Annotated in this window: 15 protein-coding genes; 6 read left to right on the top strand and 9 right to left on the bottom strand. The window is 70.6% G+C overall.

Going from position 1 to position 13,433, the window contains the following annotated elements:
• Positions 1-57 precede the first annotated feature (57 nt).
• Positions 58-948: a hypothetical protein gene (locus FVO59_RS04555; protein WP_182255088.1), complete on the top strand. Its 891-nt coding sequence runs from the start codon at positions 58-60 to the stop codon at positions 946-948.
• 75 nt (positions 949-1,023) lie between these two features.
• On the opposite strand, the gene FVO59_RS04550 is transcribed toward FVO59_RS04555, so the two are convergent.
• From FVO59_RS04550 to FVO59_RS04525, 6 genes are all read right to left on the bottom strand, one after another.
• Positions 1,024-1,611 (bottom strand): nitroreductase family protein, encoded by a 588-nt coding sequence (locus tag FVO59_RS04550; RefSeq protein ID WP_182255086.1) that lies wholly within the window; start codon positions 1,609-1,611, stop codon positions 1,024-1,026.
• A gap of 247 nt (positions 1,612-1,858) precedes the next feature.
• A complete protein-coding gene (locus tag FVO59_RS04545; protein WP_182255084.1) occupies positions 1,859-2,926 on the bottom strand; it encodes an ABC transporter permease in 1,068 nt (355 codons plus the stop codon).
• Positions 2,923-3,813 (bottom strand): ABC transporter ATP-binding protein, encoded by an 891-nt coding sequence (locus FVO59_RS04540; protein ID WP_182255082.1) that lies wholly within the window; start codon positions 3,811-3,813, stop codon positions 2,923-2,925. Before FVO59_RS04540 ends, FVO59_RS04545 begins: the two co-directional genes overlap by 4 nt.
• Before the next feature lie 73 nt (positions 3,814-3,886).
• Positions 3,887-5,074 carry a benzoate/H(+) symporter BenE family transporter gene (locus FVO59_RS04535; protein ID WP_182255080.1) on the bottom strand — a complete coding sequence of 396 codons (1,188 nt, stop codon included), beginning with the start codon at positions 5,072-5,074 and terminating at the stop codon, positions 3,887-3,889.
• Positions 5,071-5,787 carry a response regulator gene (locus FVO59_RS04530; RefSeq protein WP_182255078.1) on the bottom strand — a complete coding sequence of 239 codons (717 nt, stop codon included), beginning with the start codon at positions 5,785-5,787 and terminating at the stop codon, positions 5,071-5,073. The genes FVO59_RS04535 and FVO59_RS04530 overlap by 4 nt, the downstream gene beginning before the upstream one ends.
• The gene (locus FVO59_RS04525) at positions 5,784-7,088 is read right to left on the bottom strand and encodes a sensor histidine kinase (RefSeq protein WP_182255076.1); all 1,305 of its coding nucleotides are present in this window, start codon (positions 7,086-7,088) and stop codon (positions 5,784-5,786) included. Before FVO59_RS04525 ends, FVO59_RS04530 begins: the two co-directional genes overlap by 4 nt.
• 117 nt (positions 7,089-7,205) lie before the next feature.
• Here FVO59_RS04525 and FVO59_RS04520 point away from each other — a divergent pair, with 117 nt between their 5' ends.
• The 4 genes from FVO59_RS04520 (at position 7,206) to FVO59_RS04505 (ending at position 10,409) form a co-directional block, all read left to right on the top strand.
• Positions 7,206-8,384: an MFS transporter gene (locus FVO59_RS04520; RefSeq protein WP_346265685.1), complete on the top strand. Its 1,179-nt coding sequence runs from the start codon at positions 7,206-7,208 to the stop codon at positions 8,382-8,384.
• Between the two features lie 243 nt (positions 8,385-8,627).
• Positions 8,628-9,074: a VOC family protein gene (locus FVO59_RS04515; protein ID WP_182256505.1), complete on the top strand. Its 447-nt coding sequence runs from the start codon at positions 8,628-8,630 to the stop codon at positions 9,072-9,074.
• Position 9,075: 1 nt separating this feature from the next.
• The gene (locus FVO59_RS04510) at positions 9,076-9,789 is read left to right on the top strand and encodes a winged helix-turn-helix transcriptional regulator (protein WP_182255072.1); all 714 of its coding nucleotides are present in this window, start codon (positions 9,076-9,078) and stop codon (positions 9,787-9,789) included.
• Positions 9,786-10,409: a dihydrofolate reductase family protein gene (locus FVO59_RS04505; RefSeq protein WP_182255070.1), complete on the top strand. Its 624-nt coding sequence runs from the start codon at positions 9,786-9,788 to the stop codon at positions 10,407-10,409. The genes FVO59_RS04510 and FVO59_RS04505 overlap by 4 nt, the downstream gene beginning before the upstream one ends.
• A gap of 73 nt (positions 10,410-10,482) precedes the next feature.
• Here FVO59_RS04505 and FVO59_RS04500 read toward each other — a convergent pair whose 3' ends face one another.
• From FVO59_RS04500 to FVO59_RS04490, 3 genes are read right to left on the bottom strand one after another with little or no spacing between them, the layout of a single operon-like run.
• Entirely contained in the window at positions 10,483-11,307 is an 825-nt protein-coding gene (locus FVO59_RS04500; protein ID WP_259363443.1) for a Cof-type HAD-IIB family hydrolase, read from the bottom strand.
• Positions 11,304-12,146 (bottom strand): exodeoxyribonuclease III, encoded by an 843-nt coding sequence (locus tag FVO59_RS04495; RefSeq protein WP_182255068.1) that lies wholly within the window; start codon positions 12,144-12,146, stop codon positions 11,304-11,306. The genes FVO59_RS04500 and FVO59_RS04495 overlap by 4 nt, the downstream gene beginning before the upstream one ends.
• 29 nt (positions 12,147-12,175) lie before the next feature.
• Positions 12,176-12,712: a YbhB/YbcL family Raf kinase inhibitor-like protein gene (locus tag FVO59_RS04490; RefSeq protein WP_182255066.1), complete on the bottom strand. Its 537-nt coding sequence runs from the start codon at positions 12,710-12,712 to the stop codon at positions 12,176-12,178.
• Positions 12,713-12,795: 83 nt separating this feature from the next.
• Between FVO59_RS04490 and pyrE the strand changes: the two genes are divergently transcribed.
• Positions 12,796-13,356 (top strand): orotate phosphoribosyltransferase, encoded by a 561-nt coding sequence (gene pyrE / locus FVO59_RS04485; protein ID WP_259363442.1) that lies wholly within the window; start codon positions 12,796-12,798, stop codon positions 13,354-13,356.
• The last annotated feature ends 77 nt before the right edge of the window (positions 13,357-13,433 follow it).

Genomic DNA, 13,433 nt, shown 5'->3' with positions numbered 1-13,433 from the left:
TCCACAGATGACCCCTCGGCATCTCATGCCGATCCGCCCGCATGACACCATGACCTCATGAGACGGCATCTGAGGTGGGTGGTGCTTCTGGTGAGCGCGCCGCTGGCCTATCTCGTGGCTGCGCTGCTGCACGTCTGGGCACGGGATGCGCAGTCGCGCAGCGAGGGAGTCGGCGCGGCGTGGCTGGTCTTCGGGCAGTTCCTGATCTCTTTGACGGCTCTCGTGGCGCCGATCGTGCTGATAATCCTGGCGATCATCGAGATGACGCGAGTGCACCGTCGTGCTCGCCGTGCACGGGGGAGGTTCACGCGATCCGAGCAGCAGCAGCTCGCGACCGCGCACAGCTCGGCAGCCGCGTGGGAGCATGCGAGAGCGGTGCGGTCGTCGATCATGGAGGGGCGGATGCCGCCTGCGCTGCACCAGCAATGGGACGTCGTTCCGTATGACAGGGAGATCTTCTTCGGGCACGTTCCGGTCACCTACGCCCGGTACTACGGGCAGGATGTCGCGTACCAGCAGTCCTCCACGATCGCGCTGGGGCGACCTGCGTTCGTCGTCGGAGCGCTCGCGGTGACAGCGATCGCGAACTCGGCCGCACGATCGAGCGCGGCGAAGCAGGCGGCACCGCAATGGCGCGAGTGGCAGAGCACCGGGGCGTACGTGACCTCGCATCGCATCGCTGTGCACGTCGGCGGGCAGTGGCTGTCGTTCGACTATGCGGCGATGACGGCGGTGTACCCAGAGGTCGCATCGCGCACACTGGTCTGCCAGTTCGCCTCGACCGCCCCCATGCTTCTGAGCGGTGACGGCGCCGTGCTCAGCGCCGTGATCGCCGTGGCGCAGGCATACGGTCTTGATGCGGCGCGAGATCATCCGGCCCTCGCGCCGCTGAACCAGCCGGCTGCCGAGCCGGCGCTGCCGCCGATCGGTCGGCCGCCCCGAGACTGAGTTCGCCGCAGCCGGCCTGTACGACGAGAGCGCCGCCCTGATCAGGACGGCGCTCTCGACGAGGGATGGCTGCGCTCAGGCGTTGGCGAGCAGCGTCTCGTCGATCGGGCGGCGAACGCGCGGTGCCGACTCACGCTCCTGCAGGACCTCGGGCAGGATGCCCGCGTCGCCGAGGTCGCCGAGGGCGATGACGGTGATCGGGGTGAAGCGCTCGCCGAGGCCGGTGACCTCACGCAGGTCGTCGGCGACGAAGCCGCTCATCTGGTGCACGACGAGGCCGTCGTGGTGAGCCTGCACCGAGAGGTGCGCGACAGACTGGCCGAGGTCGTAGACGGCGTGCGAGATCGGTGCGCCGTCTTCGGCGGTGGTCTCTGCGACCGCCACGATGAGCACTGCGGCGTTGCCGGCCCAGGCCTGGTTGAAGCCCATGAGGGCGGAGTGGATGCCGCGGTGCAGCTCGGTGCCGCGGCGGGCGACGATGAAGCGCCAGGGCTGCGAGTTGTTGGCGCTGGGGCTCCAGCGGGCTGCCTCGAGCGCGGAGGAGAGCTTGGCCTCGTCGATCGGGGTCTCGGCGTCGAAGGCGCGCGGGCTCCAGCGGTCGGCGAGCACCTCGAGGACAGGGTGCTCCGTCGGGGCGGCGCGGTCGATCACGGGCGTGCTCATCAGATGAGGCCTTTCGTTGTACGGCTGTTCACGGGCGGACCTCATCGTCCAGATTGCTCCAACGAGTCTATGCGAGCGCATATTCCCGCATCCCGGTTCTTTTCCGTCCTTCCGGTGAGAACTTGTGTTCCCGCACGAGACTTACGTTCCAGCACGAGACGGATGCCTGGAAGTACCGTCTCGTGCTGGAACGTACGTCTCACGGGCGGGGGCGGCGCGCCGGCGCGGCGCGCCGTCGTGCCGGCCGTCAGCCGCGCAGGGCCTCGGCGAGCTTCACGCGGCCGCCCATCCGCAGCAGCGAGTTCTCGTAGATCTTCGCTGCGATGAGGATCGCCGCGACGCACGACGCGATCAGGATCACGAGCGACAGGGCGCCTTCCCACCACTGCGCCTCGCCGACGAACATCCGCACGGGCATCGCCACGGGAGCCGAGAACGGAACGTACGACATGATCGTCAGCACCAGCGGGTTGTCGTTGAAGAAGATCACCAGGAAGTACGGCGCCATCACGAGCATCATGAGCGGCATGGTCGTCGAGCCGATGTCCTCCTGGCGGGACACCATCGACGCTGCCGCGGCGTACAGGGCAGCGAGCAGCACGAATCCGAACAGGAAGAACACCGCGAACCAGAGGATCGGCGCCCCGATGCCGCTCAGCACGTCCTCCTGGCCCGTCACGATCAGCCCGACGATCGCGATGACCGCGAGGGCGATGATCTGCCCCATGGCGAGCACCGTGTTGCCCAGCACCTTCCCTGCGAGCAGCGACCGCGTGGGGATCGCCGAGATGAGCAGCTCGACCACGCGGGTCTGCTTCTCCTCCACGACGCTCTGCGCGATGGTGCCTCCGAAGGTCGACGCAGCCATGAGGAAGACGATCCCGAATCCGAGTGCGACCAGATAGCGGAGCAGCGGATCGGTGCCCGCCGGCTGCAGCACCTCGACGGTGGGGGACTGCGACAGCATCATCATGAGATCCGACGGCGCGTTCTCCTTCGCGAGCACCACGAACCCGAACCCGCTCTCATCGCCCGGCACGAGGGCGGCCTCGACCTCGTCGCCGGTCACGAGCTTCTCGGCGGCGGCTCGGTCGGCGACCTCGTGCGCCTCGACCCCTGGCATTCCGTCGAGCACAGCCGAGGTCTCGGGGGTGACGGCGATGGCATCCGGAGTCGGGCTCTTGCTGGTGAATCCGCCGATCAGCACTCCGGCGAGGGCGATCAGCAGCAGGATGCCGGTGGCGATCACGAACGCGCGGCTGCGCAGCTTCGCGGTGATCTCACGTTCGGCGACGAGCCAGACGGCGCTGTTCATGCGATGACCTCCTTGAAGATCTGGGCGAGGGAGGGATGCTGGGGTGCGAAGCTCGACACGGCTCCGCGGTCCATGGCCTGACGCAGCACGCGCTGCGCGGTGTCGGGCGCGTCGACGTCGAACAGCGCCGACCCGCCCTCGAAGTCGACGACGGTCACACCGGGCTCGCTGCGCAGCCAGCCGGCGTCTGCACTGGAGTGCAGCTGGTATCGCAGGGTCGAGTGCGAGGCGCGCAGCTCGTCCCGGGATCCGGCGGCGCGGATCGTGCCCCCGGCGATGATGATCAGGTCGTCGCAGAGGCGCTCCACCACGTCGAGCTGGTGCGATGAGAAGAGGATCGCGGCGCCGGCCGAGGCCCGGCGCTGCAGCACCTCGGCGACGACGTCGACGGCCAGCGGATCGAGGCCCGAGAACGGCTCGTCGAGGATGAGAACCTGGGGGTCGTGCACGAGCGCGGCGGCGATCTGCGCACGCTGCTGGTTGCCCAGCGACAGCGCCTCGATCTTCTCGTTCAGGCGCTCGCCGAGCCCGAGCTCCTCGAGCAGCGCGGTGGCGCGGGTCGTGGCATCCGCCCGGCTGAAGCCGTGCAGGCGGGCGAGGTACACGACCTGCTCGAGCACCTTCATCTTCGGATACAGCCCGCGCTCCTCGGGCATGTACCCGAAGCGCTGCCGGTCGTCGGTCGTCGCCGGCCGGTCGCCCAGGGTCACGGTTCCGCCGTCGGCCCCGAGCACGCCGAGGATGATCCGCATGGTGGTCGTCTTGCCCGCGCCGTTGCCGCCGACGAACCCGGTCAGCCGCCCGGGGGCGACGTCGAACCGGATGCCGTCGAGCACCCTGCGCGAGCCGTAGCTCTTGGTGATGCCGTCGAGTCTGAGGAAGCTCATGCCATCACGCTAGGGAGCCGAGGCGGTGCGGGGCATCCCCCCTGCGGCTGATCCGGCGCATCCGCCGCGCGGCCTAGCGCCCGAGATGCAGTGCTGCGCGAACGACGAGACCCGCGACGAGAGCCCAGAAGGCGGCGCTGATGCCGAGCAGGGCGATCCCGGAGGCCGCGACGAGGAAGGTCACCACCGCAGGCATCCGCTCGCCGGGGTCGTCGATCGCCTGCTGCACCGCCGAGCCGAACGCGCCGAGCAGCGCCAGCCCTGCGACAGCGGGGATGACGGCCGCCGGTGCCATCAGCACCAGCGCCGCGAAGACGGCCGACAGGCCGCCGAGCACGATGTACGAGACACCGGTCGAGACGCCGGCGATCCACCTACGGGCGGGGTCGGGCTCCGCCTCGGGCGCAGCGGCGAGGGCCGCGCTGATCGCGGCGAGGTTGATCGCGTGGCCGCCGGCCGGAGCGCTGAGCGCGGTGCCGATGCCGGTGACGAGCATCGACGGGCGCCAGGGCACCTCGTATCCGAAGCTGCGCATCACGGCGATGCCGGGCACGTTCTGCGAGGCCATCGTCACGATGAACAGAGGCAGCGCGATGCCGACGATCGACCCGACGGTGAATGTCGGGGCGGTGAATGCGATGGCGGGCAGCAGCACGGCGGGATCGACGTCGGTCCCGGATGCAGCGATGCCGACCACAACCACGACCGTCGCGGTCACGAATGCCGCGGGCACCGCCCAGCGCGGGGCGAACCGCGTGACGATGAGCCAGGTGAGCACCACGGGGACGACGCCCCAAGGGTTGGCGACGATGCCGGTGACCGGGGCGAGGCACAGCGGCAGCAGGACCCCGGCCAGCATGGCCTGCGCGATCGACGGCGGGATCGCGGCGATCAGCGTGCCGAGGCGCGGGACGAGGGCGGTGAGCAGGATGAGCGCCGCGACGACGAGGAAGGCGCCGACCGCCGCTGGCCAGCCGCCGTCGACGACGCTGACCGCGGCGAGGAGCGCCGCGCCGGGGGTCGACCAGGCCGATGTGATCGGCATGCGGTACCGCCAGGCGAGGATGATGCACGCGGCGCCCATCGTCAGGCTGAGCGCCAGCAGGCCGCTGGCCGCCTGCGCGGGGGTCGCGCCGACCGCGTCGAGTCCGGTGAGGACGACGGCGAACGAGCTGGTGAACCCGACGAGGGCCGTGACGACGCCGGCGGTGATCGGGCGGGTCGCGGGGGCGGGACCGGATGCCCGGGCGACGGCGCTCATCGAGTGAGCCCGTGGCGGTGGGCCAGCACGATCGCCTGCACCCGGTCGCGTGCGCCGAGCTTCTGCAGGACGCGCGACACGTGCGTCTTCACGGTCGCCTCGCCGATGAAGAGCGCGCCGGCGATCTCGGCATTGCTGCGTGCATCGGCCATCAGGGCGAGCACCTCGGATTCCCGGTCGGTCAGCGGCTCGGCGAGGATGCCGCCCTGAACGACGGCGGGCGCGAGGTCTCGACGCTCGTCCGCAATCCCCGAACCGGGCGGGTGCGGCGAAGGGCGCGCAGCGACAGGCGGCGCCGAGAACCGTGCGAGCACCCGCCTGGTCACCTCCGGAGCCAGTATCCCGTCGCCTGCGGCGAGGGCTCTCACGGCCGTGATCAGCTCCTCGGGTCCGGCGTTCTTCAGCAGGAAGCCCCCGGCCCCGGCATCCAGCGCCTGGAAGAGGTACTCGTCGCGGTCGAACGTGGTGACGATGGCGACCGATGCCGTGACCGAGGGATCCGCGACGATGCGCCGCGTGGCCTCGATGCCGTCCATGTCCGGCATCTGCACGTCCATGGTGATGACGTCGGGTTGCAGCTCGGCGGCGAGGGACACGCCCTCGGCACCGGTGGCTGCCTCTGCGACCACCTCGATGTCGGGCTGCGTGCCGAGGATCGCACGGAACCCTGCGCGCAGCATCGCGTGGTCGTCGACGAGCAGCACCCGGATCATCGTGCGACTCCCTCGGAGCGGGCATGTGCGGTCGGCACGGTGGCCCTCCTCGGCGACGGAGCCTGGGTGGGTACGGAGACCCGCACGCGGAAGCCGCCCTGCGGGCGCGGCTGCAGCTCGATCTCACCGCCCGATGCCAGAGCGCGCTCGCGCATGCCCAGCTGGCCAAGCCCCGGCCGCAGCACGCCGACCGTGCGGCCGCTGTTCACGATCTCGAGCTCGACGGCATCCGAGGTCCAGCGCAGCCGCACATCTGCACTCGCCCCTGAGCCCGCGTGCCGGCGGGCGTTGGTGAGTGCCTCCTGCGCGATGCGGTAGAGGTTGACCTCGACGGTCGACGGCACGGGAACGGGGTCGCCGATCACGGTGAAGTCGGTGGGCAGGCCGGCATCACGTGACGCCCGTGCGAGCTGCTCGATGTCGGCGATCCCGACCGACGAGGACTCGTCGGGCCCGCCGTCGCCCGGTTCGCGCAGCGTCTCGAGCAGCTGGCGGAAGTCGCCGATGGCCTCCCGCGATGCCTCCTCGACGCCGGCCAGCATGCGCTTGGCCTCGTCGGGGTCGCGGTCGATCACGAGCCGCGCGGCTCCGGCCTGCACGCCCATCACCGACACGTGGTGCGCCACGACGTCGTGCAGCTCTCGGGCGATCCGCACCCTGTCGAGGGTGACGGCCTGTGCCGCCGCGAGCTCGCGCGCGGCCTCGAGCTCCCGAGTGCGCTGCTCGAGAGCGAAGCGCTGCGCGGCGGCGTGCCACGAGCGCTCGCCGAAGTAGTAGGCGCCGCCGAAGTACAGCACGTTCACCAGCAGCTGGATCATCATGAACGCCACGTACGGCGACAGGAACCCGGCCGCGACGTCGGCCTCGCCGGCCTCGTCGATCGCATCGCGGTACATCACGATGATCAGCCAGATGAACATGCCGAGGATGATCCCGGCGCGCACCAGGAACGCCCGCCGGCGGTCGTTCATCCACGCGCCGACGGTGTACAGGGCCACGAACACCGCGATGTTGACGGCGTACAGCTCTGGTACCCGCAGCGTGACGCTGATGAACATCACGATGGCGATGACGACCGCGACCTGAGCGGGGTATCGCCGCCGCACGATCAGCGGCGCCGAGATGCCGGCCACCACCAGCAGCGCCCACCACAGCGGCGCCTGCTCGTCGCCGTAGACGCCGGCGATGCTCGACAGTGCCGCGCTGATCACCCCGCCGATGAGCATGACCACCGCGAGCAGCGCGTCCTGCCGCAGGTCGCGGTCGGTCGGCGTGCGGATGAAGACGGCGGACTCGGGCATCCATCCACCGTAGGGCGGAGCGCGGCCGGCGCGCATCCGCCGCGAGGGGGAGCAGCCGGCGCTGACGCGGCGCCACCACCGCTGAGGGCGCACGAGACGTGCATGCGAGAATCGAGCGTGACCGACCCGCGTCCGCGCCTCGCACCCCTCTATCTCGCCGGTTTCACGACCGCATTCGGCGCGCACGGCATCGCCGCGGCCCTCGGCGCCGAGACGGAGGACATCGGCTGGACGCTGCTCGCGCTCGGGCTGACCCTGGCGCTGTACGACCTCGCCGAGGTGCTGCTCAAGCCGCTGTTCGGGGCGCTCAGCGACCGCGTCGGCGTGCGCCCGGTGATCGTCGGCGGTCTGCTCGCGTTCACCGCGTTCTCGGCGCTCGGCGCGCTCATGCCAGGCACCGTCGGGCTGATCATCGCCCGGTTCGGGCAGGGGGCGGCGGCCTCGGCTTTCTCGCCCGCGTCGTCGGCGGCGGTCGCTCGGCTCACCGACGGGACCTCACGCGGCCGGTACTTCGGCCGCTATGGATCGTGGAAGAGCCTCGGCTACGCACTCGGGCCGCTCATCGGCGCCGTCCTCGTCGTGTGGGGAGGGCTGCCCGCGCTGTTCTGGGCACTCGCCGCGATCGGCCTGGCCGCAGCCGGCTGGGTGCTCATCGCCGTTCCCCGGGTGCCGGTGCTGCCCCGCACGCGGGTCACGCTCGCCGACTTGGGGCGCGAGCTCACCGCGCCGGGGTTCGTCGTTCCCACCCTCGTGCTCGCGGCGACCACCGGCGCGCTCGCCGTCGCGGTCGGCTTCCTGCCGCTGCTCGCCCGCCAGGCGGGGGCCGGAACGGTCGGGAGCATGGCCCTGGTGACGGTCCTCGCGGTGACATCCGCCGTCGTGCAGCCGCTGGTCGGGGCACAGCACGACCGCGGTCGCATCTCGGTGCGCCTCGGGACCATCGGAGGGCTTGCTCTGATCGCGGCCGGGATCGGCGTCGCGGGCGCGGTGTCGCTTGACCCGGCTGCCCTTCCTGCCGCGCTCCCGGGCCTGGTCGCCACGGCGGTGCTCGTCGGCGTCGGGGTCGGCTCGGCCACGCCCGTCGCCTTCTCGCACCTCGCGGCCTCCACCCCGGAGGAGCGGACGGGCCGCACGATGGGCTCGGCCGAGCTCGGGCGTGAGCTGGGCGACGCCGGGGGTCCGCTGATCGCAGGTGCGGTGGGCACGGCATCCGTCGCGGGGGCCGGGCTGCTGGTCGTCGCCGCCCTCACCGCCGCGGCGGGGGCGCTCGCCGCACGGGGGCTCCGCCATCGCTGACTCCCACCGCGCCGGGGATGCCACGTCATCTGATCCGCACACGCTCGTCGCCCCTGCCTGTCGTCCTCGCCCCGCCTCATCGACGTCGCTCAGCCGGGGCCGCGGCGCTCGGCAGGGGCGAGAACGCGCTCGACCCGATCGGCCGGATCGCGCGCTTGCTATTGACAAGCAAGGTTGTTTTTTGCAAGTATGACTTTTGCGGCACGGCGATCGCCGTAGCCCGACCGTTCTGACAAAGGAGTCATCGTGACCAAGATCTTCGTCAACCTCCCGACCGCCGATCTCGAGCGCAGCAAGGCGTTCTACACGGCGCTGGGATGCGACATCAACCCGCTCTTCACCGACGAGAACGCCGCCTGCATCGTGTGGAGCGACGATGTGTTCTTCATGGTGCTGACCCGCGAGTACTTCGGCACCTTCACCGACAAGCAGGTCGGCGACCCGTCGACCACCGCGCAGGCGCTCATCGCGATCAGCCGAGACTCCCGCGAGCACGTCGACGAGACCCTCAGCAGGGGTATCGCCGCGGGCGGGCGCGAGCCGAAGGACGCGCAGGACTACGGCTTCATGTACTCGCGCGACCTGGAGGACCCGGACGGCAACATCCTGGAGTTCCTCTACATGAGCGAAGAGGCCGCCGAGCAGGGGCCCGAGGCGTTCATGGCCGAGCAGGGCGGCGCGTCGGCCTGAGATGGCTGCACGCAGCTACGGGCAGTACTGCGGGGTCACGACGGCCGTCGAGCTGATCGGCGAACGGTGGGCGCTGCTCATCGTTCGCGATCTGCTCGTCGGTCCACGCCGATACACCGACCTCAAGCAGGGACTGCCCAGGATCCCCACGAACATCCTGTCCACGCGGCTCAAGGAGCTGCAGGAGGGCGGGGTGGTGCGCCGTGTGCCGCTGATGAACTGCGGGCTGGTGTACGAGCTCACGTCATACGGGCGGGCGCTCGAGCCGATCATGCTCGCGATCGGCCGGTGGGGGTTCCAGGCCATGGGCGATCCGCAGCCGGACGATGTCGTCACCCCCGACTCACTGACGATGGCGCTGCGAACGTCGTTCCAGGCGGACGCCGCCTCTGACCTCGACGTCGAACTGCACGTCGGCGATGTCGCGCTGCGGGTGCAGGTCGCGGGCGCCTCGCTGCAGGTGACGCAGATCGCGCCCGCCGCTCCTCCGGCCGGCGGCACGCCGCCCGTCGGGGATGCGGATGCCGTGCTCGTGGCGGGGCCCGGCATCCGGCTGCTGATCGCCGGCGCCGTCACGCCGGCGCAGGCGATCGAGAACGACATCGTCGCCGTGGTGCGCGGCGACGAGCGGCAGCTGGATGCCTTCGCCGCCGCCTTCCATATCGCACCGCTCACAACGCACGAACCGTCCGAGCTGCAAGGGAGCACATCATGACCGGACGCATCATCATCGACCTGTTCACCACCCTCGACGGCGTCGCCCAGGCGCCGGGCGGCCCGGAGGAGGACCCGACCGACGGGTTCGCGTTCGGCGGGTGGCAGGCGCCGCTGCCGAGCGAGGCCGTCGGACGCAGCGTCAGCGAGGGCATGCAGACCCTCGACGCCCTTCTGCTGGGTCGCCGGACCTACGACATCTTCGCCGGCTACTGGCCGCAGCACACCGACGGCCCCGAGGGGTGGATCGGTCAGCTGTTCGACCGCGTGCCCAAGTACGTGGCGTCGCGCGACACCGCGCTCAGGCTCGACTGGCAGGGCTCGACCCGTGTCGGCGACGACCTGCGCGCAGAGATCGAGCTGCTGCGCGAGAGGCACCGCGACGTGCACGTGATCGGCAGCGTCGATCTCGCGCAGACCCTTCTCGCCGAGCAGCTGTACGACGAGCTGCAGCTGTGGGTGTACCCGGTCGTGCTCGGCCAGGGCAAGAAGGTCTTCCCCGACGGCGCCGCCCCGCACAACATGCGCCTGCTGAGCGCTGAGACCGGCGACGGCGGCACCCTCCTGCTGCGGTACGCGCCCGAGCCGGGCGAGGTGCAGACGGGCACGATGGGGTCGTAGCCGGCGAGTCGTGGGTGCGTTCCGCAGGTACCCGCCGGCGCGCACCGGCCGAAGGCATCCCTGAAAGCCGGGCTCAGCCCCCGAGCATCCGCTCGATCACCGAGGCGACGCCGTCATCGGCGTTCGTCACGGTGACCTCGTCGGCGGCATCCCGCACGACGTCGATCGCGTTCGCCATCGCGACGCCGCGGCCCGCCCACTGCAGCATCTCCAGGTCGTTCAGGGCGTCGCCGAAGGCGAGCACCTCGCCGGCCTCGATGCGGAGACGCTGACAGACCTGGGCGAGTCCTGTCGCCTTCGTCACACCCTGCGCCATCACCTCGACGAACGGCGCACCCGACAGCGTCGCAGCGAACCCGGTCAGTCCGAGAGCCTGCAGCGCAGCGAAGATGTCGTCGATCGGAACCGACGCGTGCCTGATCACGAGCTTCAGGCTCGGAGAGCCGAGCACCTCGTCCAGGGCGACGCCGCCCATCGTGCGGGGATCGCGCTTGTGGTCGCTCTGCTGCGCGATCTCGGCGTAGCCGTGCTGGGCCACGAAGACCTCTCCCGCGTCGCGCACGCTGGCGAAGAGGAGGTCGGGGATGCTCGCGAGCAGCGCCTGGGCGAGCTCGGCCTGCACGGCGGCGGGGATCTCCTCCGCGAACAGCTGCTCGCCTGTCGTCAGATGGAGGCCGTACGCGCCGTTCCCGCACAGCGCCCACGAGTCGAAGCCGGCCTGCTCGGCTATCGGCCGCAGCCCGATCGGCTGACGGGCGGTCACGGGGATCGTCGCGATCCCGGCATCCCGAGCGGCGTCGAGAGCCGCCCGCGTGCGCGGCGAGATCCTGCCCGAGTCGTCGAGCAGAGTTCCGTCGAGATCGGTCGCGATCAGCCGGATGCCGTCGGTGCCTGTCACGCGAAGATCATCGGCATGTCGCCGTCGTCGTCACCGCCGAAGTCGAGATCGACCACGACGGGCACGTGGTCGCTGGGCTGCTCGCCCTTGCGCTCGTTGCGGTGGATCGACGCTCCCGTGACGGCATCGGCGAAGGGCTTGGAGCCCAGCACGAAGTCGATCCGGATGCCCTCGTTGCGGGGGAACTTGAGTCGCTGGTAGTCCCAGTAGGTGAATCCCTCGGGGATCAGCGGGCGCACGACGTCGGTCACGCCGGCGGACTCCAGCGCGAAGAAGGCCTCGCGCTCGGGCGGTGACACATGCGTCGAGAAGCCCTGCACGATCGCCGGGTCGCCGTTGTCGTGGTCGAACGGGATGATGTTGAAGTCGCCGACGAGGGCAAGCGGCAGATTCGGGTCTGCGGCGAGCTCGGCCGCAGTGGCGGTGCGCAGCGCCTCGAGCCAGTGCAGCTTGTAGTGGTAGTGCTCGTCGTTCAGCGAGCGGCCGTTGGGCACGTACAGGCTCCACACCCGCACGCCGTCGACGATCACGCCCAGCGCGCGCGCCTCGAGCGGTGCGTCAGGACCCTCGTGCCCCTTGGCGAAGCCGGGCTGACCAGCGAACGACGTGCGCACATCGGTCATGGGCAGCCGGCTCGCGATCGCGACGCCGTTCCACTGGTTGAACCCGTGCACCTCGACCTGATAGCCGGCCTCTTCGAACGGCTCGTAGGGGAACTGCTCGGGCTTGCACTTGATCTCCTGGAACGCGAGCACGTCGACGTCTTCGCGGACCGCGAAGTCGACGGCGCGCGAGACGCGGGTGCGGATCGAGTTGATGTTCCAGGTGGCCAGACGCATGAGTCCAAGCCTATTCGGGGCGACGGACGTCAGCGCTCGGCAGGGTCTCCCGTGCCGATCAGCACGCCGCGGGCGAGCGTGTGGAAGTGCCGGTTGAAGCCGAGCACCGCCGGGGTCGCCCCCGCCTCGAGATCGAGGCGGTCGACGTCGAGCGCGTCGACGACGAAGAAGTAGCGGTGGATGCCGGTGCCGGCCGGGGGCGCCGCGCCTATGAAGCGCTCCTTGCGGGCCTCGTTCGGGAGGACGACGGCGCCGTGCGGCAGGTTCGACGAGGTGCCGTCGCCGCTGTCGAGGCGACGCACGTCGGGCGGAAGGTTGTACGCGGCCCAGTGCCAGAAGCCCGAGCCGGTCGGTGCGTCGGGGTCGAAGCACGAGACGGCGAAGCTGAGAGTTCCGGCAGGAGGGTCCGACCACTCGAGCGTCGGGTGCCGGTCTTCACCCGCCCGATCCGACGACCACGCGAAGCCGGGCAGCGGCCCGCCGGCGGCGAAGTCAGGGCTTGTGAGCTCGAGCGGCGCCACCGGGCGCAGCTCGGCGAGTTCGGCGTAGGGATCGAATGAGAACATGGGTGACCTCCTCGTCCCACGGTAGGCGAGCTGCGGGCATCCGGCTAGGCGGTCGACGGCGGACGGCGAATACACTGGATGCCGTGACCACCCTCGCCGAAGACCGCCAGGCCCTGCTAGACCTCATCAAGGACGAGGCCGTGTTCCACGGCGACTTCACCCTGTCGAGCGGCAAGAAGGCGACCTACTACGTCGACATGCGCAAGCTCACGCTCGACCACAGGGCCGCCCCGGCGATCGGGCGCATCATGCTCGACCTCATCAAGGACCACGACGTCGCCGCGGTCGGAGGTCTGACGCTCGGCGCCGACCCGATCGCGAACTCCGTCATGCACGCATCCGTGGCATCCGCACGCCCGCTCGACGCCTTCGTCGTGCGCAAGGAGCCGAAGGATCACGGCCGCGGCCGCCAGGTCGAGGGCGCCGACATCGCAGGCAAGCGTGTGATCGTGCTCGAAGACACCTCGACCACCGGTCAGTCCGCGCTGAAGGCCGTCGAGGTGCTGCGCCGCGAAGGCGCGGAGGTCGTCGCCGTGGCCGTGATCGTCGATCGCAAGACCGGCGCGCAGGCCGCCATCGAGGCCGAGGGCCTGCAGTGGCTCGCGGCCTACGACCTCGACGACCTGGGTCTCGACCCGCAGTAGCCCTGGGTCTCGACCCGCAGTAGCCCTGGGTCTCGACCCCTTCCCACGGTCTCGGCGCCGATGCGCATCGGCCCGGC

It is taken from the genome of Microbacterium esteraromaticum, assembly GCF_014084045.1.
In the GTDB taxonomy this organism is placed as follows: Bacteria; Actinomycetota; Actinomycetes; order Actinomycetales; family Microbacteriaceae; genus Microbacterium; species Microbacterium esteraromaticum_D.
This window is presented reverse-complemented; position numbering and strand designations above follow the sequence as displayed.

What these genes read in the sequence shown, in the direction of transcription:
- FVO59_RS04495 (WP_182255068.1), bottom strand. Translation starts at nt 12,146, where the DNA reads ATGCGTCTGGCCACCTGGAACATCAACTCGATCCGCACCCGCGTCTCG.
- FVO59_RS04545 (WP_182255084.1), bottom strand. Translation starts at nt 2,926, where the DNA reads ATGAACAGCGCCGTCTGGCTCGTCGCCGAACGTGAGATCACCGCGAAG.
- FVO59_RS04540 (WP_182255082.1), bottom strand. Translation starts at nt 3,813, where the DNA reads ATGAGCTTCCTCAGACTCGACGGCATCACCAAGAGCTACGGCTCGCGC.
- FVO59_RS04505 (WP_182255070.1), top strand. Translation starts at nt 9,786, where the DNA reads ATGACCGGACGCATCATCATCGACCTGTTCACCACCCTCGACGGCGTC.
- FVO59_RS04510 (WP_182255072.1), top strand. Translation starts at nt 9,076, where the DNA reads ATGGCTGCACGCAGCTACGGGCAGTACTGCGGGGTCACGACGGCCGTC.
- FVO59_RS04550 (WP_182255086.1), bottom strand. Translation starts at nt 1,611, where the DNA reads ATGAGCACGCCCGTGATCGACCGCGCCGCCCCGACGGAGCACCCTGTC.
- FVO59_RS04535 (WP_182255080.1), bottom strand. Translation starts at nt 5,074, where the DNA reads ATGAGCGCCGTCGCCCGGGCATCCGGTCCCGCCCCCGCGACCCGCCCG.
- FVO59_RS04525 (WP_182255076.1), bottom strand. Translation starts at nt 7,088, where the DNA reads ATGCCCGAGTCCGCCGTCTTCATCCGCACGCCGACCGACCGCGACCTG.
- FVO59_RS04530 (WP_182255078.1), bottom strand. Translation starts at nt 5,787, where the DNA reads ATGATCCGGGTGCTGCTCGTCGACGACCACGCGATGCTGCGCGCAGGG.
- FVO59_RS04490 (WP_182255066.1), bottom strand. Translation starts at nt 12,712, where the DNA reads ATGTTCTCATTCGATCCCTACGCCGAACTCGCCGAGCTGCGCCCGGTG.
- FVO59_RS04555 (WP_182255088.1), top strand. Translation starts at nt 58, where the DNA reads ATGAGACGGCATCTGAGGTGGGTGGTGCTTCTGGTGAGCGCGCCGCTG.